Source organism: Streptococcus oralis (genome assembly GCF_019334565.1).
Lineage (GTDB): Bacteria > Bacillota > Bacilli > Lactobacillales > Streptococcaceae > Streptococcus > Streptococcus oralis_CR.
In genome coordinates this window covers 1861896-1887224 of record NZ_CP079724.1, presented here as the reverse complement: position 1 = coordinate 1887224, position 25329 = coordinate 1861896, and the positions used below count along the sequence as shown (strand labels likewise).

The 25329-nt window shown below is 42.4% G+C and carries 18 protein-coding genes; all 18 read left to right on the top strand.

The annotated features are described in order from the left end of the window. The first annotated feature begins 9 nt into the window (after positions 1-9). The 18 genes from hpf to pnuC all read left to right on the top strand — a co-directional run bounded on the left by hpf (position 10) and on the right by pnuC (position 25329). Positions 10-558, top strand: coding sequence for a ribosome hibernation-promoting factor, HPF/YfiA family (gene hpf / locus KX728_RS09105; protein WP_000599111.1), 549 nt, complete (start codon positions 10-12; stop codon positions 556-558). Positions 559-639: 81 nt separating this feature from the next. Beyond that, a complete protein-coding gene (locus KX728_RS09100; RefSeq protein ID WP_009013605.1) occupies positions 640-1818 on the top strand; it encodes an acetyl-CoA C-acetyltransferase in 1179 nt (392 codons plus the stop codon). A 145-nt stretch (positions 1819-1963) separates the two neighbouring features. Next, positions 1964-3937, top strand: a complete 1974-nt coding sequence (locus KX728_RS09095; RefSeq protein WP_000739974.1) for a DHH family phosphoesterase — start codon at positions 1964-1966, stop codon at positions 3935-3937. Then, positions 3934-4386 (top strand): 50S ribosomal protein L9, encoded by a 453-nt coding sequence (gene rplI / locus KX728_RS09090; RefSeq protein ID WP_000864208.1) that lies wholly within the window; start codon positions 3934-3936, stop codon positions 4384-4386. Before KX728_RS09095 ends, rplI begins: the two co-directional genes overlap by 4 nt. A 43-nt stretch (positions 4387-4429) precedes the next feature. Further along, on the top strand, positions 4430-5782 hold the full coding sequence (dnaB, locus tag KX728_RS09085; RefSeq protein ID WP_215804217.1) for a replicative DNA helicase: 1353 nt from the start codon (positions 4430-4432) through the stop codon (positions 5780-5782). Between the two features lies 1 nt (position 5783). Continuing rightward, on the top strand, positions 5784-6050 hold the full coding sequence (locus KX728_RS09080; protein WP_001278165.1) for a Veg family protein: 267 nt from the start codon (positions 5784-5786) through the stop codon (positions 6048-6050). Between the two features lie 99 nt (positions 6051-6149). Next, entirely contained in the window at positions 6150-7271 is a 1122-nt protein-coding gene (locus KX728_RS09075) for a CHAP domain-containing protein (RefSeq protein ID WP_215804218.1), read from the top strand. A 116-nt stretch (positions 7272-7387) separates the two neighbouring features. Continuing rightward, positions 7388-10459: an SIALI-17 repeat-containing surface protein gene (locus KX728_RS09070; RefSeq protein ID WP_215804219.1), complete on the top strand. Its 3072-nt coding sequence runs from the start codon at positions 7388-7390 to the stop codon at positions 10457-10459. 129 nt (positions 10460-10588) lie between these two features. After that, on the top strand, positions 10589-13222 hold the full coding sequence (gene polA, locus KX728_RS09065; protein ID WP_215804220.1) for a DNA polymerase I: 2634 nt from the start codon (positions 10589-10591) through the stop codon (positions 13220-13222). 276 nt (positions 13223-13498) lie between these two features. Then, a complete protein-coding gene (locus KX728_RS09060; protein WP_215804221.1) occupies positions 13499-13789 on the top strand; it encodes a thiamine-binding protein in 291 nt (96 codons plus the stop codon). Beyond that, a complete protein-coding gene (locus tag KX728_RS09055) occupies positions 13752-14510 on the top strand; it encodes an ABC transporter permease (RefSeq protein ID WP_215804222.1) in 759 nt (252 codons plus the stop codon). Before KX728_RS09060 ends, KX728_RS09055 begins: the two co-directional genes overlap by 38 nt. A gap of 37 nt (positions 14511-14547) precedes the next feature. Beyond that, a complete protein-coding gene (locus KX728_RS09050; RefSeq protein WP_215804223.1) occupies positions 14548-15555 on the top strand; it encodes an ABC transporter substrate-binding protein in 1008 nt (335 codons plus the stop codon). After that, positions 15555-16283: an ABC transporter ATP-binding protein gene (locus KX728_RS09045; protein WP_215804224.1), complete on the top strand. Its 729-nt coding sequence runs from the start codon at positions 15555-15557 to the stop codon at positions 16281-16283. Before KX728_RS09050 ends, KX728_RS09045 begins: the two co-directional genes overlap by 1 nt. Before the next feature lie 203 nt (positions 16284-16486). Further along, positions 16487-20272 carry a Spy0128 family protein gene (locus KX728_RS09040; RefSeq protein WP_223335667.1) on the top strand — a complete coding sequence of 1262 codons (3786 nt, stop codon included), beginning with the start codon at positions 16487-16489 and terminating at the stop codon, positions 20270-20272. A gap of 171 nt (positions 20273-20443) precedes the next feature. After that, a complete protein-coding gene (locus KX728_RS09035) occupies positions 20444-20902 on the top strand; it encodes a CtsR family transcriptional regulator (protein ID WP_215804226.1) in 459 nt (152 codons plus the stop codon). A 1-nt stretch (position 20903) separates the two neighbouring features. Beyond that, positions 20904-23336 carry an ATP-dependent Clp protease ATP-binding subunit gene (locus KX728_RS09030; protein ID WP_215804227.1) on the top strand — a complete coding sequence of 811 codons (2433 nt, stop codon included), beginning with the start codon at positions 20904-20906 and terminating at the stop codon, positions 23334-23336. Between the two features lie 145 nt (positions 23337-23481). After that, positions 23482-24540, top strand: coding sequence for an AAA family ATPase (locus KX728_RS09025; protein ID WP_215804228.1), 1059 nt, complete (start codon positions 23482-23484; stop codon positions 24538-24540). A 9-nt stretch (positions 24541-24549) separates the two neighbouring features. Beyond that, positions 24550-25329 carry a nicotinamide riboside transporter PnuC gene (gene pnuC, locus KX728_RS09020; RefSeq protein ID WP_215804229.1) on the top strand — a complete coding sequence of 260 codons (780 nt, stop codon included), beginning with the start codon at positions 24550-24552 and terminating at the stop codon, positions 25327-25329.

Sequence of the window (25329 nt, the reverse complement as noted above, 5' to 3'; positions counted from 1 at the left end):
GGTACTTATATGATTAAATATAGTATCCGTGGTGAAAACCTAGAAGTAACAGAAGCAATTCGTGATTATGTAGTTTCTAAACTCGAAAAGATCGAAAAGTATTTCCAACCTGAGCAGGAGTTGGATGCACGTGTGAACTTGAAAGTTTACCGTGAAAAAACAGCAAAGGTTGAAGTAACAATTCCGCTTGGATCTATCACTCTTCGTGCTGAAGATATTTCTCAAGATATGTATGGTTCTATCGATCTTGTAACAGATAAAATTGAACGTCAGATTCGTAAAAATAAAACTAAAATCGAACGTAAGAATAAAAATAAAGTTGCGACAAGTCAACTCTTTACAGATGCTCTAGTTGAAGATGCAAATGTTGTGCAACCAAAAGTCGTTCGTTCAAAACAAATTGATTTGAAGCCAATGGATTTAGAAGAAGCCCTTCTCCAAATGGATTTATTGGGACATGATTTCTTTATCTATGTAGATGTGGAAGATCAAACAACTAATGTTTTGTATCGCCGTGAAGATGGTGAAGTCGGTTTGTTAGAAGTGAAAGAATCATAAAATAGAATTTTTAAAGTGGTTTACACCAGTGTAAACCACTTTTGTATTGCATCATTATAAAAGGTATAAATGGGGACAGTTATGAAAGACGTGGTGATTGTTTCAGCAGTGCGAACTCCAATAGGCTCCTTTGGAGGAAGTTTGAAGAATGTTTCAGCTGTTGATTTGGGAGCGTTGGTTATTAAGAGTGCTTTGGAAAAAGCCAATGTCAAACCAGAGCTAGTAGATGAAGTGATTATGGGGAATGTCCTAGGCGCAGGTTTAGGTCAAAACGTAGCTCGTCAAATGAGCGTTCATGCAGGACTCCCTGAATTTACTCCAGCCTTTACTATCAACAAGGTTTGTGGTTCCGGTTTGAAGGCAGTGCAGTTGGCTGCTCAAGCGATTCGATGTGGCGATGCAGATATTATCGTAGCTGGTGGTGCAGAAAACATGAGTCAGGCGCCATACGTTTTGCCAAGTTTCCGTTGGGGTGGCCGTATGGGAGATTCAAAAGTGGTAGATACTATGATTAAGGACGGTTTGTCTGATGCCTTTAACGAATACCATATGGGGATTACAGCTGAAAATGTTGCTGAAGAATATGGTATCAGTCGAGAAGAACAAGATGCTCTTGCTTTAGAGTCACAAAAACGTGCAGTGGCGGCTATAGAATCTGGTCGCTTTAAAGAAGAGATTGTGCCAGTTGTCATTCCTCAACGCAAAGGTGATCCGATCGTTTTTGATACAGATGAATATCCTAGAAAAGATGCTAGCTTAGAGAGTTTGTCTAAGCTAGATCCTGTTTTCAAAAAAGACGGTTCTGTCACAGCGGGAAATGCTTCCGGTATCAATGACGGGGCAGCGGCTGTCTTGGTCATGAGTGCTGAAAAAGCGGAAGAATTAGGACTCTCAGTGATTGCTCGCATTTGTTCGTATGCAAGTGCAGGTTTGGACCCTAAGATGATGGGATGTGGGCCGATTTATGCGACTCGCAAGGCTCTTGAAAAAGGCAATTTGACAGTTGATGATCTCGACTTGATTGAGTCAAATGAAGCCTTTGCTGCCCAGGCTTGTGTGGTTGGGAAAACACTTGGCTTTAACACAGATATTGTCAATGTCAATGGTGGCGCCATTGCTCTTGGTCACCCAATTGGAGCTTCCGGTTGCCGTATCCTAGTGACACTGGTACATGAGATGATGAAACGTGATGCTAAAACTGGGTTAGCAACTCTCTGTATCGGAGGAGGGATGGGGACTGCCCTTATCGTGGAACGTTAGGTGTTAATGATTTGAACACGTGGGTAGGAGGGTGATGATTCCCTCCTCTTTTTGTGTCTGAAGTTAGAGAAATGAAGGGCTTGCATCTTTTAAAGGGTCGCTTTTTAAGGGCATTTGTGATATAATAATGCGCAAGAGGTTTAGAATGAAAAAAAATAATTTAATCCCGTTTTCTGCAGTCTTGCTAGGACTTGCAACTTTCGGAATCTTAACTTTGCTGATTATTTTTTCACATAATCTTGCTGTAACAATCACTGTTTTGTTTTTATTTGTACTTCTTTATCTGTTTTTGTTTGTATGGCAAAAGAAACAGTATGAAAAGAGCGAAATTGAACAAATCCAATATGTAAATCACCAAGCCGAAAATAGCTTGAGTACTTTGCTTGATCAAATGCCGGTGGGAGTCCTGAAATTAGACCTATCAAGCGGAGAAGTGGAATGGTTTAATCCTTATGCTGAGCTGATTTTAACTACTGAAGAAGGCGAAATTGATGTTGAGTTAATTCAAACCATCATCAAGGCTTCTGTTGGGAATCCAGGTTCGTATGCTACCTTGGGCGAAACACGATATGCTGTTCATATGGACAAGGCTTCGGGTGTTTTGTATTTCTTTGATGTTTCTGGGGAGTACGAAGCGACTGTCGAATTGGTAACTAGTCGTCCAGTCATTGGGGTCATCTCAGTGGATAATTACGATGATTTGGAGGATGCGACGTCTGACTCTGATATCAGCCATATCAATAGCTTTGTAGCTAATTTTGTTTCAGAATTTGCAAGTAAGTATGCTATGTTCTCTCGCCGTGTGGGGATGGATCGTTTTTATGTATTCACAGATTACACAGTACTAGAGGAATTGATGAATGATAAATTCTCTGTTATTGATAGTTTCCGAGAAGAATCAAAACAGAGGCAGCTAGCCCTAACTTTAAGTATGGGATTTTCTTATGGTGATGGAAACCATGAAGAGATAGGGAAAATTGCCTTGCTCAACTTGAACTTAGCAGAAGTTCGCGGTGGTGACCAGGTGGTGGTCAAGGAAAATAACGAAACCAAGAATCCTGTCTACTTTGGTGGAGGAACTGCTGCATCTATCAAACGTACTCGTACACGTACCAGAGCCATGATGACAGCCATTTCTGATAAGATTCGAAGTGTTGACCAAGTTTTTGTAGTCGGTCATAAAAATCTAGATATGGATGCTTTGGGCTCTGCTGTTGGTATGCAGTTGTTTGCAAGTAATATTATTGAGAACAGTTATGCTGTCTATGATGCAGACCATATGCCAGCAGATATCGAACGTGCTATTCAGTTCTTGAAGAAGGAAGATGTCACGAAGCTTTTATCTCTTACAGATGCGATGAAGTTAGTTACAAACCGTTCATTATTGATTCTGGTGGATCATTCCAAGACGGCTTTGACCTTGTCAAAAGATTTTTATGATTTGTTCACTCAAACTATTGTTATTGACCATCATAGACGTGATCAGGATTTCCCAGAGAATGCAGTCATCACCTATATTGAAAGTGGGGCAAGTAGTGCCAGTGAGCTGGTCACAGAATTGATTCAGTTCCAAAATTCTAAGAAAAATCGTTTGAGTCGTATGCAGGCCAGTGTTTTGATGGCTGGTATGATGCTGGATACCAAGAATTTCACATCTCGCGTGACGAGTCGAACCTTTGATGTGGCTAGCTATCTGAGAACACGGGGAAGTGACAGTATTGCTATCCAGGAGATTGCTGCGACAGATTTTGAAGAGTACCGTGAGGTAAATGAACTCATTTTACAAGGTCGTAAGTTAGGTTCAGATATCTTGATTGCCCAAGCTAGGGACTCAATGTCTTATGACACAGTTGTTATCAGTAAGGCTGCCGATGCTATGCTGGCTATGTCTGGCATTGAAGCCAGCTTCGTTCTGGCAAAAAATACACAAGGATTTATTTCTATCTCGGCTCGAAGTCGTAGTAAAATCAATGTGCAACGTATTATGGAAGAGCTGGGTGGTGGTGGTCACTTTAATCTAGCAGCTGCGCAAATCGAGGATATGAGTTTGTCGGAAGCAGGAGAAAAATTGACTCAACTAATCCTGGAAGAACTAAAGGAAAAGGAGAAAGAAGAATGAAAGTAATCTTTTTAGCAGATGTTAAAGGAAAAGGAAAAAAAGGCGAAATTAAGGAAGTGCCAACTGGCTATGCTCAAAACTTCCTGATTAAAAAGAATTTGGCCAAGGAAGCGACTGCTCAAGCAGTGGGTGAGTTGCGTGGAAAACAAAAATCAGAAGAAAAGGCTCATGCTGAAATGATTGCTGAAGCAAAAGCCATCAAGGCTAAGCTAGAAGCAGAAGAAACGGTTGTAGAGTTTGTTGAAAAGGTTGGACCAGATGGTCGTACATTTGGATCCATCACCAACAAGAAGATTGCAGAAGAATTGCTTAAGCAATTTGGTATCAAGATTGACAAACGCAATATTCAAGTGCAAGCACCAATTCGAGCAGTAGGTTTGATTGATGTACCAGTGAAGATCTACCAAGATGTTACAAGTATCATCAATCTTCGTGTAAAAGAAGGTTAAGTTTACAACTTCTTGACAAGATTGTAAAAGGAAGGAAAGTCGGATGGCAGAAGTAGAGGAACTGCGAGTTCAACCTCAGGATATTTTAGCAGAACAATCTGTTCTGGGGGCTATTTTTATAGATGAGAGTAAGCTCGTTTTTGTCCGAGAATACATTGATTCTCGTGACTTCTTTAAGTATGCTCATCGGTTGATTTTCCAAGCGATGGTAGACTTGTCGGATCGTGGAGAAGCGATTGATGCAACAACAGTTCGGACGATTTTGGATAGCCAAGGAGATCTGCAAAATATTGGTGGATTGTCCTATCTTGTTGAAATTGTCAACTCAGTACCAACTTCAGCTAATGCGGAGTATTATGCTAAAATTGTTGCAGAAAAGGCTATGCTACGTCGCTTGATTTCCAAGTTGACAGAGTCTGTCAACCAAGCCTATGAAGCTTCTAAGCCTGTAGATGAAATCATTGCGCAGGCTGAAAAGGGGCTCATTGATGTAAGTGAAAACGCCAATCGTAGTGGGTTCAAGAATATTCGAGATATTCTGAATATCAACTTTGGGAATCTAGAAGTTCGGTCACAACAAACAACGGATATCACAGGTATTGCTACAGGCTATCGTGATTTGGACCATATGACGACAGGTCTCCACGAGGAGGAGCTGATTATCCTAGCGGCGCGTCCAGCGGTTGGTAAGACAGCCTTTGCCTTAAATATTGCTCAGAACATCGGGACCAAGTTGGACAAGACGGTTGCCATCTTTTCACTGGAAATGGGTGCAGAAAGCCTAGTAGACCGTATGTTGGCAGCAGAAGGTTTGGTGGAGTCTCATTCTATCCGTACGGGTCAATTGACTGATGAGGAGTGGCAAAAGTATACCATTGCCCAAGGGAATCTAGCCAACGCGAGTATCTATATTGATGATACGCCAGGGATTCGGATCACGGAAATTCGTTCGCGCTCACGCAAACTAGCTCAAGAAACGGGCAATCTAGGATTGATTTTGATCGACTACCTACAGCTTATTACAGGGACTGGTCGTGAGAACCGCCAACAAGAAGTCTCTGAAATTTCTCGTCAGTTAAAAATCCTAGCTAAAGAGCTAAAGGTTCCAGTCATTGCTCTTAGTCAGTTATCTCGTGGAGTGGAACAGCGTCAGGATAAGAGACCAGTCTTGTCTGATATTCGTGAATCGGGTTCTATCGAGCAGGATGCGGATATCGTAGCCTTTCTATACCGTGACGACTACTACGATCGTGCGGGTGAAGAAGAGGAAGGAATTCCAAATAACAAGGTTGAGGTTATCATCGAGAAAAACCGTAGTGGAGCTCGTGGAACGGTGGAATTGATTTTCCAAAAAGAATACAATAAATTTTCAAGTATCTCAAAGAGGGAGGCATAAGATGTCAGATGCATTTACAGATGTAGCCAAGATGAAAAAAATCAAAGAAGAGATCAAGGCGCATGAGGGACAAGTCGTTGAAATGACTTTGGAAAATGGCCGTAAGCGCCAAAAAAATAGATTGGGTAAGCTAATTGAGGTTTATCCATCTCTATTTATCGTTGAATTTGGGGATGTTGAAGGAGACAAACAAGCCAATGTCTACGTTGAATCCTTTACCTACTCAGATATCTTGACAGAAAAGAACTTGATTCGCTATCTAGACTAAGAATCCTAAAATGAAGTGAGCTTTGCTCACTTTTTTCTTTTTCTCCCGAATAGTATAAACGAGGGTAACCTCGGAAATTTATATTATTAAGGAGAATGAATGACGTTTTTTAAATCAGGAGTTAAGAAGAGTAGATGTACTCAGTTGAGTGTAGGGCTGGCTACTTTGTTTGTTACAAGTACCTTTTTGTTTGGTGGAGAATCGGTTCAAGCTGATAGTGTAGCGCGTGGAGATGACTATCCGCTTCACTACAAAAATGGTAGTGTTGAAATCGATCAGTGGCGGATGTATTCTCGCCAGTGTACCTCTTTTGCGGCCTTTCGTTTGAGTAGTGTAAATGGCTTTGAGATTCCCCCTGCCTACGGAAATGCGAATGAATGGGGACATCGTGCAAGGCGAGAAGGCTACCGTGTGGATACTAAGCCAGAAGTTGGGGCTATTGCATGGTCGACAGAAGGTTATTATGGGCACGTGGCCTGGGTATCAAATGTATCAGGGGATACGATTGAGATCGAAGAATATAACTATGGGGTTCGAGAAAAGTATAACCGTCGAAAAGTCAAGGCTAGTTCGATGACAGGTTTTATTCATTTCAGGGATTTATCCGCTAACCATAGTGTGAGTGAGGGTTCTCGTAACTCAGAGCTTCCGTCCAGCGGGACAATAGTATTCACGGGGAAATCGCCTATTATGGACCAACCGTCAAGTACAGGACAAGTTATTGACTACTATTATGCTGGTGAGAGTGTAAGCTATGACCAGATTATTGAAAAGGACGGTTATAAGTGGCTCGGTTATCTATCCTACAGTGGTGCTAGAAGATATGTGCAGTATACAAAGTTAAGCAATACAGAGAAAGGCTGGAAAAAAGAAGGAGGGAGTTGGTATTACCGAGAGAATGGTAAGCTGGCGACAGGATGGAAAAAAGTTAATGGCAATTGGTATCATTTAAAAGAAAATGGGGCCATGTCAACTGGCTGGATTAAGGATGACTCTCACTGGTATTATCTAAAGGCTTCGGGTGAGATGCAGACGGGATGGCTTAAAGACAAGGGAACTTGGTATTACTTAGAGGAATCTGGCCGGATGAAAGCTAGTCAATGGTTCCAAGTCTCGGGTAAACATTACTATGTCGATGCTTCGGGAGCCTTAGCTGTTAATACGATTATTGATGGCTACAGACTAGACAGTGATGGGGTAAGGATAGGAAGTGTTTCTTAAACATCATACAAGCTTTCTTCTTGTTCATAAAATTTTAAAATGGATATCGAATTAGTTGACGTTCTTTAAATAGTATAATATAATAACATTAAAAATTATAAAAGGGGCTTTGTCTAATGGACAAGAAGAAAGTTATTTTAACAAGTTTAGCAAGTGCAGCTGTATTGGGTGCTAGTGTACTCGTTTCACAGCCTTCAGTAGTTAAGGCAGATGAAGGGAAAGCAGAAGAGCAGGCAGTTGTTCCTGCACAACCACAAGCTGGAGCAGAAGGGGAGAGCGGTGCTCAAACTGAAAAGGGATCAGAAAACGCTGGTCCAGCTAATCCTGGTGCGACAAATCCAGCTAAGATGACCAAAGAAGAGTTGATGAAGGCTTTGGATGAACTTGAGGAACAGGCGATCAGTGATATTGAGGATAAGGAAGCAATTGAGGACAAAGAGGCTGCAGCTGAAGCTGTGAAGGAATATATCGGTAAGATGTATATTTCAGATACTCTTGAGTCTGGAGAGCTTAGCTTAGATAATATCATCGCTGAATTGCCAGAAGGTGCAGAAGATAAGGCAGTGGTAACAGGTCCTGAAGTTCAAACTAATAAAAAATTATCTACTGAGGAGAAGGCTCTACTAGACCAGGCTGAAAAAGATGCCAAAGAACAAGTGTCTCAAGCGACAGATGCTTTGGTTCAAGCCCTAGAATCTCTTGAAAATGCTGTAATTGAAGATATTAAAAAAGACGCTTCAATAACCGATAAAGAAGCGGCTATCAAAGAAGCCAAAGAAGAGATTGGTAAAGAAGATCTTTTGAAGGCTATCGCAGATGAGGATTTGGAGATTGGTGATGTTATTGTAGACTGGCCAGCAGATACAAGCGAGCACAAAACGGCAGCTGAACCTGTATCAGAATTCACAGATGAGGATCAAGCTAAGTTAGACGAAGCTGATAAAGAGGCTCAGGTTGATGCAGCCAAAGTTCGCTCAGATTTAATCGCTACCCTAGAAAAAAACGAAAAATCAACTATCGATGACATCAACAAGGATGCCACTATCACTGATAAGGAAGCAGCCATCAAGGCAGCTAAAGAAGTGATTGGCAAGGACGCTATCTTGAAATCCATCGAAGAAGGTGAGCTAGACGCCTCAGACTTGTTAGAAGACTTCTTGGCAGAGGATAGCGATCAGGTGACACCAGCCGAAGCGACGAGCCAAGAAGATTTCTCAAGTCAAGACCAAGCAAAACTCGCTGTAGCGGACAAGGAAGCGGCTGAGGAAGCCAAGAAAGAGGAAGAAGCTAAGCAAGCTGCAGAAGCAAAGGCTCACAGCGAATTGTTGACTGCCCTTGAAGGTATCGAAAAATCAACCATCGACGACATCAACAAGGATGCCACTATCACTGATAAGGAAGCAGCCATCAAGGTGGCTAAAGAAGTGATTGGCAAGGATGCTATCTTGAAAGCCATTGAAGAAGGCGATATTGAAGCGTCAGACTTGTTGGCAGATTTCTTGGCAGAAGACAGCGATCAGGTAACACCAGCCGAAGCAAAAACTCAATCTCAACTTTCAAGCCAAGACCAAGCTAAACTCGCTACAGCCGACAAGGAAGCAGCGGAGGAAGCAGCAAAAGTTCGCTCAGATTTAATCGCTACCCTAGAAAAAATTGAAAAATCAACCATAGATGACATCAACAAGGATGCCACTATCACTGATAAGGAAGCAGCGATTAAGGCGGCTAAAGAAGTGATTGGCAAGGACGGCATCTTGAAAGCTATCGAAGATGGAGATATTGAAGCATCTGACTTGTTAGATGATTTCTTGGCAGAAGACAGCGATCAGGTGACACCGGCCGAAGCAAAAACTCAATCTCAACTTTCAAGCCAAGACCAAGCTAAACTGGCTGTAGCGGACAAGGAAGCAGCGGAAGAGGCAGCCAAAGTTCGCTCAGATTTAATCGCTACCCTAGAAAAAATCGAAAAATCAACCATAGACGACGTCAACAAAGATACTACTATCACTGATAAGGAAGCGGCGATTAAGGCAGCTAAAGAAGTGATTGGCAAGGACGGCATCTTGAAAGCCATCGAAGAAGGCGACATTGAAGCGTCCGACTTGTTAGATGATTTATTGGCAGAAGACAGCGATCAGGTGACACCAGCCGAAGCAAAGACTCAATCTCAACTTTCAAGTCAAGACCAAGCTAAACTCGCTGCGGCAGATAAGGAAGCTGCGGAAGAAAATAGTAATGCGAAAAAACTTGAGCTAAGTAAATTAGAAGAGCAAGTTGCTAAGATTAAAGCGCAATTATCAAGTTTACAAGTTTCTGGTGACAAGAATAGTCAAGTCAAAGACTTGCAACAAGCTTTAGCAGACTATGAGGATGCTATTAAGACTCTAAGTAGTGTCATGTCAGCTGTTCTTGAAATTGAAGACTTTAAAGGTGGGGTGAACGCAGTAGAAGCTGCAACTGCAGAGTTGCCAGAATACAAGCAAGGTGCAAACGCGGTAGAAGCTGCTGTAAATGAAGTCCCAGTCTATGCAGAAAGTGGCGCTCCAGTCGTAGCGAACGTTCCAGCTTACGGAGAAAGCGGTGCCCCAATAGTAAACAATGCTCTGCCTTATGCAGAAAGTGGCACTCCAGCCGTAGCGAATGTCCCAGTCTATGCAGAAAGTGGTACCCCAATAGTAAACAATGCTCTGCCTTATGCAGAAAGTGGCACCCCAGCTGTAGCGAATATCCCAGCCTATGCAGAAAGTGGTGCCCCAGCCGTAGTGAATGTTCCAGCTTATGCAGAAAGCGGAACCCCATCCGTAGCGAATGTCCCAGCTTATGCAGAAAGCGGAGCTCCAGCCGTAAATGAAGTTCCAGTTTATGGCGAAAGTGGCGTCCCAGCCCTAGCAAATGTTCCAGTTTATGCAGAAAGTGGTGCTCCGGCAGTGGCTACTATTCCAGCCTACGCTGAAAAGATTGAACCAGCAGTAAACGAAGTTCCAGAATATACTGGCAGTGAAGCTTCTTTGGCTACAAATCCTACTCTCGGAACGAAACAAGATCGTACCTACAAAGCGCCTGCAGCAACAGATGAACAATTCCTTCCAAATACAGGAAGCCAAGATGCTTCAGCAGTTGCATCGCTAGGATTTGCTGGTCTCCTTCTTGGTTTGCTACCATTTGCAAAGAGAAAATTAAACAAATAAATCGCATGAAATCAATAAAAGAAAAGGATTTGAATAGTCCTTTTCTTTTTTATGGTGAAATAGGGACAAGTCCACGTTTTTCAGCTCTTTCCGATGGTATTTTTCCTTGCTTTCCTTTATAATGGGTGTATGGACAAGAAAAAATTATTATTAATTGATGGATCTTCTGTTGCTTTTCGAGCTTTTTTTGCGCTCTATCAGCAGTTGGATCGGTTTAAAAATGCTAATGGCCTTCATACCAATGCAATTTACGGCTTTCAACTCATGTTGAATCATGTCTTAGAGCGGGTTGAGCCCAGCCATGTTTTGGTAGCCTTTGATGCAGGTAAGACGACTTTCCGAACAGAGATGTATGCAGACTACAAGGGTGGCCGTGCTAAAACTCCAGATGAGTTTCGTGAGCAATTTCCCTTCATTCGTGAGTTGTTAAATCATCTTGGGATTCGCCATTATGAACTGCCCCAGTATGAAGCGGATGATATCATCGGAACTCTAGGCCGTTTGGCTGAGAAGGATTCTTTTGATGTGACAATCGTTAGCGGAGATAAGGATTTGATCCAGTTGACGGATGAGCATACGGTGGTAGAGATTTCCAAGAAAGGTGTGGCTGAGTTTGAGGCCTTTACACCAGATTACCTCATGGGAAAGATGGGCCTCACACCAGCTCAGTTCATTGATCTTAAGGCTCTTATGGGGGATAAGTCTGATAATATCCCTGGTGTCACGAAAATCGGTGAAAAGACGGGTATCAAACTCTTGCTGGAACATGGTTCGCTCGAGGGTATTTATGAAAATATCGATGGGATGAAGGCTTCTAAGATGAAGGAAAATCTCATCAATGACAAGGAACAAGCCTTTTTGTCTAAAATCTTGGCGACCATTGAAACTCAGGCACCAATTGAGATTGGACTAGATGATTTGGTCTATAATGGCCCAGATGTGGAAAATCTTGGGAAATTCTACGATGAGATGGGCTTCAAACAGCTCAAACAAGCTTTGAATGTTTCGTCAACGGATGCGTCTGAAAGTTTGGATTTCACTATCGTTGACCACGTCAGTCAAGACATGCTGAGCGCAGACTCTATCTTCCACTTTGAACTCTTTGGGGAAAACTACCATACAGATGACTTGGTTGGTTTTGCCTGGTCCTGCGGGGATAAACTTTACGCCACAGACAAACTTGGGCTCTTGCAGGAGCCGATTCTCAAGAATTTTCTAGAAAAAACACCTCTGAAAGTGTATGACTTTAAGAAAGCGAAGGTTCTTTTAAATCGCTTGGGCTTGAACCTGCATGCCCCTGCTTTTGACAGCCGTTTGGCAAAATACTTACTCTCGACAGTCGAGAACAATGAAATTTCAACCATTGCGAATCTCTATGGCCAGACTTACTTGGTCGATGATGAGACTTTCTACGGTAAGGGTGTCAAGAAAGCTATCCCTGAGAGAGAGAAATTCTTGGAGCACTTGGCTCGCAAGGTTGCTGTATTGGTTGAGACTGAGCCTGTTTTACTTGAAAAACTCAGTGAACATGGACAGTTAGACCTTCTCTATGACATGGAGCAACCTCTGGCTTTTGTCCTTGCTAAGATGGAAATTGCTGGGATCAAGGTCAAAAAAGAAACCCTACTTGAAATGCAGGCTGAAAATGAGGTCGTCATTGAGCAACTCACTCAAGAGATTTATGAACTGGCTGGTGAGGAGTTTAATATCAATTCTCCTAAGCAGTTGGGCGTCCTTCTCTTTGAAAAACTTGGTCTGCCTCTAGAATACACCAAGAAAACCAAGACAGGTTACTCGACAGCCGTGGATGTGCTAGAGCGACTAGCTCCTATTGCGCCGATTGTTAAAAAAATCCTCGACTACCGTCAGATTGCTAAGATCCAATCTACCTATGTGATGGGTTTGCAAGACTGGATTTTGGATGATGGCAAGATCCACACGCGCTACGTGCAAGATTTGACTCAGACCGGACGTCTATCTAGTGTAGATCCAAACTTGCAAAATATCCCTGTTCGTTTGGAACAAGGCCGTCTCATTCGTAAGGCTTTTGTGCCTGAGTGGGAGGATAGCGTGCTGCTCAGCTCGGACTATTCACAGATTGAATTGCGCGTCTTGGCACATATCTCTAAAGATGAGCACTTAATTAAGGCCTTTCAAGAGGGAGCAGATATCCATACCTCGACGGCCATGCGGGTCTTTGGAATTGAACGCCCTGAGGATGTGACTCCAAACGACCGTCGTAATGCCAAGGCGGTTAACTTTGGAGTGGTTTACGGGATTTCAGACTTTGGCTTGTCTAATAATCTGGGCATCAGCCGTAAGGAAGCAAAAGCCTACATTGACACTTACTTTGAACGCTTCCCAGGTATTAAAAACTACATGGATGAAGTGGTGCGTGAGGCGCGTGATAAGGGTTATGTAGAGACTCTCTTCAAGCGTCGTCGTGAGTTGCCAGATATTAATTCGCGCAACTTCAACATTCGTGGTTTTGCAGAGCGGACAGCTATCAACTCCCCTATCCAGGGATCTGCAGCAGATATTCTTAAGATTGCTATGATTCAACTAGACAAAGCTCTAGTTGAAGGTGGCTATCAGACCAAGATGCTGTTACAAGTGCATGATGAAATCGTCCTCGAGGTTCCGAAATCAGAACTAGCAGCCATCAAAGTACTGGTGAAACAAACCATGGAAGAAGCCATCCAACTCAGTGTTCCTCTTATCGCAGATGAAAATGAAGGGGCAACCTGGTACGAGGCTAAATAAGAGAGTTATGAAAGAGTTTGAAGCATTTGCCTTCAAACTCTTTTTCATAGTTTTCTGTAAGCAGTTTCCTTGACTTTTCCTTGTATTTGAGTTACTATATTTCCATATAAGATATGGGAGTCTGTGTACAGTCTGAGAGGAGGTGTTAAACTTCGACCGCACCTGATCTGGGTAATGCCAGCGTAGGGAACGATACTTAGCCGAATTCTGCACCTTTTCCATATATGGAAGGGGTTTTCTTTTTGTCAAAAGGAAACCGGAGAAAAGGAGGTTTTTATGAAAGCAAGCATTGCCTTGCAAGTCTTGCCCCTATCGCAGGGGGTTGATCGAATTGCTATTATCGATCAGGTTATTACTTATCTGCAAGCTCAGTCCGTGACCATGGTAGTGACACCCTTTGAAACGGTATTGGAAGGGGAGTTTGATGAGCTCATGCGCATTCTCAAAGAAGCGCTGAAAGTGGCCGGGCAGGAGGCAGATAATGTCTTTGCCAATGTCAAAATAAATGTAGGAGAGATTTTAAGTATTGATGAGAAACTTGAAAAGTATACTGAGACGACACATTAGTCTATTGGGTTTTCTAGGAGTCTTGTCAATCTGGCAGTTAGCAGGAATATTCAAACTTTTACCCAAGTTTATCCTGCCAACCCCTTTTGAAATTCTCCAGTCCTTTGTTCGTGACAGAGAATTTCTCTGGCACCATAGCTGGGCGACCTTGAGAGTGGCTTTGCTAGGTCTAGTCTTGGGAGTCTTGATTGCCTGTATCATGGCGGTGCTTATGGACAGTCTGACTTGGCTCAATGATCTTATCTACCCTATGATGGTGGTTGTTCAGACCATTCCGACCATTGCCATAGCCCCTATCCTGGTCTTGTGGCTAGGCTATGGAATTTTGCCCAAGATTGTCTTGATTATCCTGACGACAACCTTCCCTATCATCGTTAGTATTTTGGATGGATTTAGGCACTGTGACAAGGATATGCTGACCTTGTTCAGTCTGATGCGAGCAAATCCTTGGCAAATCCTGTGGCATTTTAAAATCCCGGTCAGCCTGCCTTACTTTTATGCAGGACTGAGGGTCAGTGTCTCCTACGCCTTTATCACAACAGTGGTATCTGAGTGGTTGGGAGGCTTTGAAGGACTAGGTGTTTACATGATTCAGTCCAAGAAACTGTTTCAGTATGATACTATGTTCGCCATTATTATTCTGGTGTCGATTATCAGCCTTTTGGGTATGAAGTTGGTCGATATTAGTGAAAAATATGTTATTAAATGGAAACGTTCATAGGACAAGAATGTTTTAAAAAAGAAAAGAGGAAATCAAAATGAAAAAAACATGGAAAGTGTTTTTAACGCTTGTAACGGCTCTTGTAGCTGTCGTGCTTGTGGCTTGTGGTCAAGGAACTGCTTCTAAGGACAACAAAGAAGCAGAACTCAAGAAGATTGACTTTATCCTAGACTGGACACCAAACACCAACCACACAGGGCTGTATGTTGCCAAGGAAAAAGGTTATTTCAAAGAAGCTGGAGTGGATGTTGATTTGAAATTGCCACCAGAAGAAAGCTCATCTGACTTGGTAATCAATGGCAAGGCACCATTTGCTATCTATTTCCAAGACTACATGGCTAAAAAATTGGAAAAAGGTGCAGGAATTACTGCCGTTGCAGCTATCGTTGAGCACAATACATCAGGAATCATTTCTCGTAAATCTGACAATGTCACCAGTCCAAAAGACTTGGTTGGCAAGAAATACGGTACTTGGAATGACCCGACTGAGCTTGCTATGTTGAAAACCTTGGTAGAATCACAAGGTGGAGACTTTGAAAAGGTTGAAAAAGTACCAAACAACGACTCAAACTCTATCACACCAATTGCCAATGGCGTTTTTGACACTGCTTGGATCTACTACGGTTGGGATGGTATTCTTGCCAAATCTCAAGGCGTAGATGCTAACTTCATGTACTTAAAAGACTATGTCAAGGAGTTTGACTACTACTCACCAGTTATCATCGCAAACAACGACTATCTAAAAGACAACAAGGAAGAAGCTCGTAAAGTCATCCAAGCCATCAAAAAAGGATACCAATACGCCATGGAGCATCCAGAGGAAGCAGCAGATATCCTCATCAAGAATGCACCTGAACTCAAGGAAAAACGTGACTTTGTCATCGAATCGCAAAAATACTTGTCAAAAGAATACGCAAGCGACAAGGAAAAATGGGGACAATTTGACGCTGACCGCTGGAATGCCTTCTACAAATGGGATAAAGAAAATGGCATCCTTAAAGAAGACTTGACAGACAAAGGCTTCACTAACGAATTTGTGAAATAATGACAGAAATTAGACTAGAACACGTAGGCTATGCCTATGGCGCTGAAAAGATTTTAGAGGACATCAACCTGCAGGTGACTTCGGGTGAAGTGGTTTCTATCCTAGGTCCAAGTGGTGTAGGAAAGACCACCCTCTTTAACCTAATCGCTGGGATTTTAGAAGTCCAGTCTGGGCGGATTGTGCTTGATGGTGAGGAGAATCCCAAGGGGCGCGTGAGTTATATGTTGCAAAAGGATCTTCTCTTGGAGCACAAGACGGTGCTTGGCAATATTATCCTGCCCCTCTTGATTCAAAAGGTGGATAAGGCGGAAGCTATTGCCCGAGCAGATGAAATTCTTGCGACCTTTCAGCTAACGGCGGTACGGGACAAGTATCCTCATGAACTCAGTGGAGGGATGCGTCAGCGTGTGGCCTTACTCCGGACCTACCTTTTTGGGCACAAGCTCTTTCTTTTGGATGAGGCCTTTAGCGCTTTGGATGAGATGACCAAGATGGAACTCCACGCTTGGTACCTTGAGATTCATAAGCAGTTGCAACTAACGACCTTGATTATCACGCATAGTATCGAAGAGGCCCTCAATCTCAGCGACCGCATCTATATCTTGAAAAATCGTCCTGGACAAATTGTTTCAGAAATTAAACTAGATTGGTCTGAAGGTGAGGACAAGGAAGTCCAAAAGATTGCCTACAAACGACAAATATTAGCAGAATTGGGATTAAATACGTAGCCTTTTAGGAAATTAGTATATATTAAATACAAGCGAAATTCTTGCTTGTATTTTTTGTTTCAAAGCTAATGAACATGCATGATTAGGCTTAATATTTAAAGAAATGGTAAGTTAATATAAAAATAATTAAATTTTAGTTGACATTTTGTAATGGAACTGTATAATATAATTGAACCATTATAGACAATAAGGAGGATAATGTGGTGAAAAAGAGAACTAGCAAACTCTTTCATGGCTTGATGGCCTTGCTACTGGTTGTGTCGGTCTTTTTGCCTGCACTTAAAGTTAGCAATGTTGTTAAAGCGGAGGAACTACCAGCGAGCAGTTACACAATGAAGACTGTTTCAAAAATCAACAATAACAAGCTTGTTGATGGCGCTAAGTACGGGGAAGGTAAATTCTATCTTCAACCAACTTATAGTTTCCCCAACGAAGTAACCCTTAAAGATGGGGATTACATGGTGTATCATGTTCCAAACGAATTTAAGATTGAAAAAGATTCTGTTACGGAATTGAAAGCACCAGATGGGCAAACAACTATTGCTGAATTGACAACTAGTAGAGCAGATAACACAGCTACTGTCAAAGTGACAAATGCTGCTTACTTTGCTAATTTGTCAGAGAACAAGGAGATTACTGCCCTATTTACAGTCGTTTGGGCAGATAGTGTTAAACTAAACACTCCTTATCAAATTAATATCCCAGGTGACCAAGTTTACACTTTGACTCGTATCGTCCCAGATGATGACCCAACTGGATTTACTAAATGGGGAGTTCAAGACTCAGACGATCCTAACTATGTAAACTGGCGTATCCGTGTTAACCGCTATGCAAAGTCTTACACAGGGGTTAAACTCGAAGATACTATTCCAGAAGGACAAGTTCTTGCAAGTGAAATTACTGGTTACTACTTTACTGAGTGGAACAAAGCTGAAGCTCGTCCAAGACTAGAAGCTGCCCATGTCAACGTTGTTGATGGAAATCACTTTACCATCACTCCAAACGGTGATGGTACAATGGACGGACAAGGTCTCTATATCCTATATAAAACTCGTCTAACTGCTCCAGTTGACAATGCAACTAAAAAAGCATTTAACGATGTTAAAGCGACAACAGATCAAGAAACATTTGATGTTCATGGATTTGCTCCTTTGACAACTACAGAAGGTATCGGTTCAGGTGCGAAGTCTGATGAGGTTGAATTCCAAGTTAAGAAAAAACTTGAAGGAAAAACTCTTGAGGCAGATGCATTTACTTTCCAATTGATTGCTCCAGATGGTTCTGTAACTGAAGCTAAAAACGATGCTGAAGGAAAAGTTAAGTTCCCAGCAGTTAAATTCTCTAATGAAGGTACATTCAAATACCAAATTAAAGAAGTAAATGACAACAAACCTGGCTATACATACGATGATTCAGTACTTGAAGCAGAAGTTACTGTAGCAAACGTGTATGGTCAAAAGATTGCAAGCGTTAAATATAAAGATTCTAAGAAAGAATTTACAAACTCGTACGCTGCTAAAGAAGCAAAACTTCAACTTGAAGCTAAGAAAGTCTTGAACGGTAAAGCTATCGAGGCTGGCCAATTTGAATTTGAGTTGAAAGAAAACGGAGCAGTTCTCCACACTGTTTCAAACGATGCAAACGGTAAGATTCAATTCCCAGAACTTACCTTCACAAAAGAAGAAACTCGTACATTCACTATCTCTGAAAAAGCTGGTGATGTAGCCGGAGTTGAATACGATCCAAATGCTTATGAAGTAAAAGTAGTCGTTAAAGATAACGGTCAAGGTCAACTTGTTGCAACACCAGATACAAAGAACATTACTTTCACGAACGTTTATAAAGCTAAACCAGATAAAAAAACTATCACAGCTACTAAAGTCTTGAACGGTAAAGAGCTTGAAGCTGATAAATACGAATTCGAACTTAAAAAAGATGAAGAAGTCGTTGCGACAGCTAAAAACGCTGCAGACGGAACTGTTACTTTCAAAGAAATTGAGTTCGCAACAGCAGGTGACTACACTTACACTATCACTGAAAAAGCAGGTAGCGAAAAAGGTGTGACATACGATACTGCTAAACACGAAGTTAAGGTAAAAGTTACAGATAACGGCCAAGGTCAACTTGTTGCAGCTGTTACAGGTAACAACCCAACCTTCACCAACACTTATAAAGCAGCTACAACAACAGCTACTATCACGGCTACTAAAGTCTTGAATGGTAAAGCTCTTGAAGCAGGTAAATATGAGTTTGAACTTAAAGAAGGTGACAAAGTAATCGGAACAGCGACAAACGCAGCAGACGGTACTGTTACTTTCGAAGATATCAAGTACGCAGCAGCAGGCAACCACACATACACTATCACTGAAAAAGCAGGTAGTGAAGCAGGTGTGACATATGACACTGCTAAACACGAAGTTAAGGTAGCAGTTACAGATAACGGTGCAGGCCAACTTGTTGCGACTGTAACTGATAACAACCCAACTTTCACCAACACTTATAAAGCAGCTAAAACAACAGCGACTATCACAGCTAAGAAAGTCTTGGATGGTAAAGCTCTAGAAGCTGACAAATATGAGTTTGAACTTAAAGAAGGTGACGAAGTAATCGGAACAGCTAAAAACGCAGCAGACGGTACTGTTACTTTCCCAGCAATCAGCTATGATGCTGCAGGCCCTCACACTTACACAATTACTGAAAAAGCAGGTAGCGAAGCAGGTGTGACATACGACACTGCTACACATGAAGTGACAGTAAACGTTACAGATAATGGTCAAGGCCAACTTGTTGCAACTGCAACTAACAACAACCCAACCTTCACCAACACATATAAAGCAGCTACAACAACAGCTACTATCACGGCTACTAAAGTCTTGAATGGTAAAGCTCTAGAAGCTGACAAATACGAGTTTGAACTTAAAGAAGGTGAAAAAGTCGTTGCGACAGCTAAAAACGCTGCAGACGGAACTGTTACTTTCGAAGATATCACGTACACAGTAGCAGGCAACCACACTTACACTATCACTGAAAAAGCAGGTAGCGAAGCAGGTGTGACTTACGATACTGCTAAACACGAAGTTAAGGTAGCAGTTGTTGATAACGGTGCAGGCGAACTTGTTGCGACTGTAACTGACAACAACCCAACCTTCACCAACACATATAAAGCAGCTTCAACAACTGTAAACATCACGGCTAAGAAAGTCTTGAATGGTAAAACTCTTGAAGCAGGTAAATATGAGTTTGAACTTAAAGAAGGTGACAAAGTAATCGGAACAGCTACAAACGCTGTAGACGGTACAGTTGCTTTCGCAGGTATCGAGTACAAAGAAGCTGGTGAGCACACTTACACTATCTCTGAAAAAGCAGGTAACGAAGCAGGTGTGACATACGATAAATCTACTCACAATGTAACAGTTAAAGTTGTTGATAACGGTGCAGGCAAACTTGTTGCGACTGTAACTGACAACAACCCAACCTTCACAAACACTTATGTTGCATCTTCAACACAAGTAATTTTCTCAGCTAAGAAAGTCTTGAAAGGTGATAAAAAGCTTGTAGAAGGTCAATTTAAGTTTGAACTTAAAGAAGGTGACAAAGTCGTTGAGACAGCTACAAACGCTGCAGACGGTACTGTTACTTTCAAAGCTATTAAGTACAACGAAGCAGGTAAGCACACTTACACTATTACTGAAGTAGATAGTAAGGAAGAAAATGTGACATACGATACTGCTAAACATGAAGTGACAGTTGAAGTGGTTGACAACGGTACAGGCCAACTTGTAACAACAGTTACAGGTAACAACCCAACCTTCACTAACACGTATACTGAACCGAAAAAAGAAGAACCTAAGGAAGGTCCTAAGGGTGAACAACCTAAGAAAGATTTGCCAAACACTGGTGGAGCAGACTTTACAGCATTCTCTACTATTCTTGGTCTAGTTCTTGCAGCTTTGGCAGGACTTGTATACCGTGCTAAAAAAGTTGACTAATCTTAACTTTGAATAAAGCAAAATGATGGTGACCGTTTTACGGTCCCATCTTTTTGTTTTGGATAGTTTATAATAATCTTCGCAACTCGTTCCCTTTTCCTTTAAAAAAATCAAAAATTTCGGTATAATAGTCAAAGATAGTCAAGGTTCAAAGAAGGAGTTTGATTTACTATGAGATTTAAAAATACATCAGATCATATCGAAGCCTATATCAAGGCTATTTTAGACCAATCTGGTATCGTGGAATTGCAACGGGGCCAGTTAGCAGATACCTTTCAGGTTGTACCGAGCCAGATCAACTATGTCATCAAGACCCGCTTTACGGAAAGCAGAGGTTACTTGGTTGAGAGCAAGCGTGGTGGCGGAGGCTACATTCGCATAGGGCGGATTGAATTTTCCAGTCATCATGAGATGCTCCGCGATTTGCTTTACTCGATTGGTGAGCGAGTTAGTCAGGAGATTTACGAGGATATTCTCCAGCTTTTGGTGGAGCAGGACTTGATGACCAAGCAGGAAATGACCTTGCTGACTTCAGTAGCAACGGATCGTGTCCTAGGAGAAGAATCCTCAGTTGTCCGTGCCAATATGCTCCGACAGCTATTACAAGAGGTAGATAGAAAAGAGAAGTAAGATGAACTATTCAAAAGCATTGAATGAATGTATCGAGAGTGCCTACATGGTTGCGAGCCATTTTGGAGCCCGTTACCTAGAGTCTTGGCATTTATTGATTGCCATGTCCAATCACAGTTACAGTGTGGCAGGTGCAACTCTAAATGATTATCCTTATGAAATGGATCGTTTAGAAGAGGTTGCGTTGGAACTGACTGAAACGGATTATAGCCAAGACGAAACTTTTACGGAATTGCCCTTTTCCCATCGTTTAGAAGTTCTCTTTGCAGAAGCAGAGTATGTAGCCTCAGTGGTCCACGCAAAGGTGCTAGGGACAGAACATGTCCTCTATGCGATCTTGCATGACGGCAATGCCTTGGCAACTCGCATCTTGGAGAGAGCAGGCTTTTCTTATGAAGACCAGAAAGATCAGGTCAGAATTGCTGCTCTTCGTCGTAATCTAGAAGAGCGTGCAGGATGGACAAGAGAAGATCTCAAGGCTTTGCGTCAACGTCATCGCACAGTAACTGACAAGCAAAATTCTATGGCCAATATGATGGGCATGCCTCAAGCTCAAAGTGGCGGTTTAGAGGATTATACTCATGACCTGACGGAGCAAGCGCGTTCTGGCAAGTTAGAGCCAGTTATCGGTCGTGACAAGGAAATCTCGCGTATGATTCAGATTTTGAGTCGGAAGACCAAGAACAATCCTGTCTTGGTTGGAGATGCGGGTGTCGGGAAAACAGCTTTAGCACTTGGGCTTGCCCAGCGTATTGCCAGTGGGGACGTGCCAGCTGAAATGGTCAAGATGCGTGTTCTAGAGCTTGATTTGATGAATGTCGTTGCAGGGACACGTTTCCGTGGTGACTTTGAAGAGCGTATGAACAACATCATCAAGGATATCGAGGAAGATGGCAAAGTGATCCTCTTTATCGATGAACTCCACACCATCATGGGTTCTGGTAGCGGTATTGACTCGACTCTGGATGCAGCCAATATCTTGAAGCCAGCCTTAGCTCGCGGAACTCTGAGAACAGTTGGTGCAACCACTCAGGAAGAATACCAAAAACACATCGAAAAAGATGCTGCCCTTTCTCGTCGTTTTGCAAAAGTGACGATTGAAGAGCCAAGTCTAGCTGACAGTATGACTATTTTGCAAGGTTTGAAGGCTACCTATGAGAAACACCACCGTGTGCAAATCACAGATGAAGCCGTTGAAACAGCTGTCAAGATGGCGCATCGTTACTTGACTAGTCGTCACTTACCAGACTCTGCCATCGATCTATTGGATGAAGCGGCAGCAACCGTTCAAAACAAATCCAAGCATGTGAAAGCAGACGATTCTGGTTTGAGTCCAGCTGACAAGGCACTTATGGATGGCAAGTGGAAACAGGCAGCCCAGCTAATCGCAAAAGAAGAGGAAGTACCTGTCTACAAAGACTTGGTGACAGAGTCTGATATTTTGACTACCTTGAGTCGCTTGTCAGGTATTCCAGTCCAAAAACTGACTCAAACGGATGCTAAGAAATACCTGAACTTGGAAGCTGAACTACACAAACGTGTCATCGGTCAAGATCAAGCTGTTTCAAGTATTAGCCGTGCCATTCGCCGCAACCAGTCAGGGATTCGCAGTCACAAGCGTCCGATTGGTTCCTTTATGTTCCTAGGGCCGACAGGAGTCGGTAAGACCGAATTGGCAAAGGCTCTGGCAGAAGTCCTCTTTGATGACGAATCAGCCCTTATCCGCTTTGATATGAGTGAATACATGGAGAAATTCGCAGCTAGCCGTCTCAATGGAGCACCTCCTGGCTATGTGGGCTACGAGGAAGGTGGGGAGTTGACCGAGAAAGTTCGCAACAAGCCATACTCCGTTCTCCTCTTTGATGAGGTAGAGAAGGCCCACCCAGATATCTTTAATGTCCTCTTGCAGGTTCTGGACGACGGTGTCTTGACAGATAGTAAGGGACGCAAGGTGGACTTTTCAAATACCATTATCATCATGACGTCAAACCTTGGTGCGACGGCTCTTCGTGATGACAAGACGGTCGGATTTGGCGCCAAAGACCTTCGTTTTGACCAGGAAAATATGGAAAAACGAATCTTTGAAGAGTTGAAAAAAGCTTATCGACCAGAGTTTATTAATCGTATTGATGAAAAGGTGGTCTTCCACAGCTTAGATAGCAAACACATGCAAGAAATTGTCAAGATTATGGTGAAACCATTGATTGCTAGCCTCGCTGAGAAGGGCATCGATTTGAAACTGCAAGCTTCAGCGTTGAAGTTACTAGCAAGCCAAGGATATGATCCAGAAATGGGAGCTCGCCCACTTCGCAGAACACTGCAAACAGAAGTGGAAGACAAGTTGGCAGAACTCCTCCTTAAGGGAGAACTGGTAGCAGGCAAGACCCTCAAGATTGGTGTCAAAGCAGGTCAGTTAAAATTTGATATTGCTTAAAAATGGAGAGTCAGGAGTAATCCTGGTTCTTTTTTGCTACTTTTTTATAAAAAATGATAAAAAACTATTGACAAAACAAAAATATAGTATATAATAAAAACATAGAAAATAAAAATATCAAAAATTATAAAAAGGTAAAACGTTTATGAAAAAGAAAACAGCAGTGGTATTTGGGACCTTTGCCCCTCTCCATCAAGGGCATATCGATCTGATCCAGCGAGCGAAGCGTCAGTGTGACCAGGTCTGGGTAGTCGTGTCAGGCTATGAGGGAGACCGAGGTGAGCAGGTAGGTTTAAGTCTGCAAAAACGATTTCGCTATATCAGAGAGGCTTTTCGTGATGACGAATTGACCTCTGTCTGCAAGCTGGATGAGACCAACCTTCCCCGTTACCCTATGGGCTGGCAGGAGTGGTTGGACCAGATGTTAGCGGAGATTTCCTATGATGAAACTCAGCAAGAACTGACTTTCTTTGTGGGAGAAGAAGAATACCAGCAAGAGTTATCTAAGCGTGGATTTGGCACTGTCTTGCAAGAAAGAAAGTTTGGTATCTCAGCGACTATGATTAGAGAAAATCCAAGCAAATATTGGAAATACATCGCTCAACCCTTCCGACGTCAGTTTACAAAGAAAGTCTTGATTATGGGAAGTGCCAGTAATGGGAAGACTACTCTAGCCAAGGATTTGGCAAGGTATTACGATGCGCCCGTTAGTCTGGAATACGCGCGTGAGTACCAGATCAAAAACAATGTCCGCGACGATGAATTGACTCCAAAGGATTATTATTATCTCCTTTTAGGGCAGTATGACCAGACCTCCAAGTTAATCGATAGCAATGCCAATCGAGGTCTAGTGATAGCCGATACCAACTCCTTGGTAACCAAGGGCTACTATGACTATTACATGGAGACTGAGGACCAAGGGGATTTATCAGGAGAAACCTTTGACAATCTCTTTGTTTCAATCTTGGCCAAGGAAAAATGGGACTTGATTCTCTTCGTGCAACCTGTCGGTTCCTATGTCAATGACGGATTTAGAGATATGACCATGGCAGAAGACCACATTCGCTACAGTTTTTCCCAGCATTTGGATCAGATGAGAGAGCGATATTTAACCACCATCCCACTAGTTTATCTAGCTGAGGATTATCTAGGTAATTATGAAGCAGCAAAAGTGGCTATCGATGCTATTTACCAAGCAGATTAGGAGAAAATTATGAAAACAGTAACTAAAAAAATCACACAATTTATCGAAAACTTTAACAATGTCCATGCCGAAGCCCGTAAGATTGGTTTTGCAGGAATCATGCGCTTGCTATGGAAAGATCTCTTTGTAGGCCGTAGCCTTTTCCAGTGGTTGTATCTCATCGCCTTGTCGAGTGTTCCCTTGATCTTGGAATTCACTCAAAATACGGAAAGCCATGACTGGTTGAGCTTGTTTGCATCCTGGACTGGGATTGTCTGTGTTATTTTAGTAGCAGAAGGTCGTGCAAGCAATTATCTCTTTGGGGCCATTAACTCAGCAATCTACTTGATCTTGGCCATGAATGCGACTTTTTATGGAGAAGTCTTGACGACTGTTTACTTCTTTGTCATGCAGCCGATTGGTCTCTATGCTTGGCTGTCAAATCGTATCAATGAACAGGAAAAACCAGAAGAATCCCACTTTGAAGCTAAGAAATTATCTGTGATTGACTGGCTCAAGTACTTAGCCTTGACTGCCATTATCTGGATTGGTATGGGCTTGGCTTATCAAAGTATCAATAGCGCTCGCCCTTTCCGTGATAGCGTTACTGATGCGACCAATGGTGTTGGTCAGCTCTTGATGACACGTCTCTACCGTGAGCAATGGATTTTCTGGATTGCAACCAATCTCTTTAGTATTTATCTCTGGTGGGGTGAAAATATTCACATCCAAGGGATGTACTGGGTTTACACACTCAATAGTCTAGTGGGTTGGTACCAATGGACTAAGGCAGTTCGAAAGGAGGCATAA

Bases quoted from the DNA above. Each gene is read 5' to 3' on its own strand.
- hpf (WP_000599111.1), top strand. From the start codon at position 10: ATGATTAAATATAGTATCCGTGGTGAAAACCTAGAAGTAACAGAAGCA.
- KX728_RS09100 (WP_009013605.1), top strand. From the start codon at position 640: ATGAAAGACGTGGTGATTGTTTCAGCAGTGCGAACTCCAATAGGCTCC.
- KX728_RS09095 (WP_000739974.1), top strand. From the start codon at position 1,964: ATGAAAAAAAATAATTTAATCCCGTTTTCTGCAGTCTTGCTAGGACTT.
- rplI (WP_000864208.1), top strand. From the start codon at position 3,934: ATGAAAGTAATCTTTTTAGCAGATGTTAAAGGAAAAGGAAAAAAAGGC.
- dnaB (WP_215804217.1), top strand. From the start codon at position 4,430: ATGGCAGAAGTAGAGGAACTGCGAGTTCAACCTCAGGATATTTTAGCA.
- KX728_RS09080 (WP_001278165.1), top strand. From the start codon at position 5,784: ATGTCAGATGCATTTACAGATGTAGCCAAGATGAAAAAAATCAAAGAA.
- KX728_RS09075 (WP_215804218.1), top strand. From the start codon at position 6,150: ATGACGTTTTTTAAATCAGGAGTTAAGAAGAGTAGATGTACTCAGTTG.
- KX728_RS09070 (WP_215804219.1), top strand. From the start codon at position 7,388: ATGGACAAGAAGAAAGTTATTTTAACAAGTTTAGCAAGTGCAGCTGTA.
- polA (WP_215804220.1), top strand. From the start codon at position 10,589: ATGGACAAGAAAAAATTATTATTAATTGATGGATCTTCTGTTGCTTTT.
- KX728_RS09060 (WP_215804221.1), top strand. From the start codon at position 13,499: ATGAAAGCAAGCATTGCCTTGCAAGTCTTGCCCCTATCGCAGGGGGTT.
- KX728_RS09055 (WP_215804222.1), top strand. From the start codon at position 13,752: ATGAGAAACTTGAAAAGTATACTGAGACGACACATTAGTCTATTGGGT.
- KX728_RS09050 (WP_215804223.1), top strand. From the start codon at position 14,548: ATGAAAAAAACATGGAAAGTGTTTTTAACGCTTGTAACGGCTCTTGTA.
- KX728_RS09045 (WP_215804224.1), top strand. From the start codon at position 15,555: ATGACAGAAATTAGACTAGAACACGTAGGCTATGCCTATGGCGCTGAA.
- KX728_RS09035 (WP_215804226.1), top strand. From the start codon at position 20,444: ATGAGATTTAAAAATACATCAGATCATATCGAAGCCTATATCAAGGCT.
- KX728_RS09030 (WP_215804227.1), top strand. From the start codon at position 20,904: ATGAACTATTCAAAAGCATTGAATGAATGTATCGAGAGTGCCTACATG.
- KX728_RS09025 (WP_215804228.1), top strand. From the start codon at position 23,482: ATGAAAAAGAAAACAGCAGTGGTATTTGGGACCTTTGCCCCTCTCCAT.
- pnuC (WP_215804229.1), top strand. From the start codon at position 24,550: ATGAAAACAGTAACTAAAAAAATCACACAATTTATCGAAAACTTTAAC.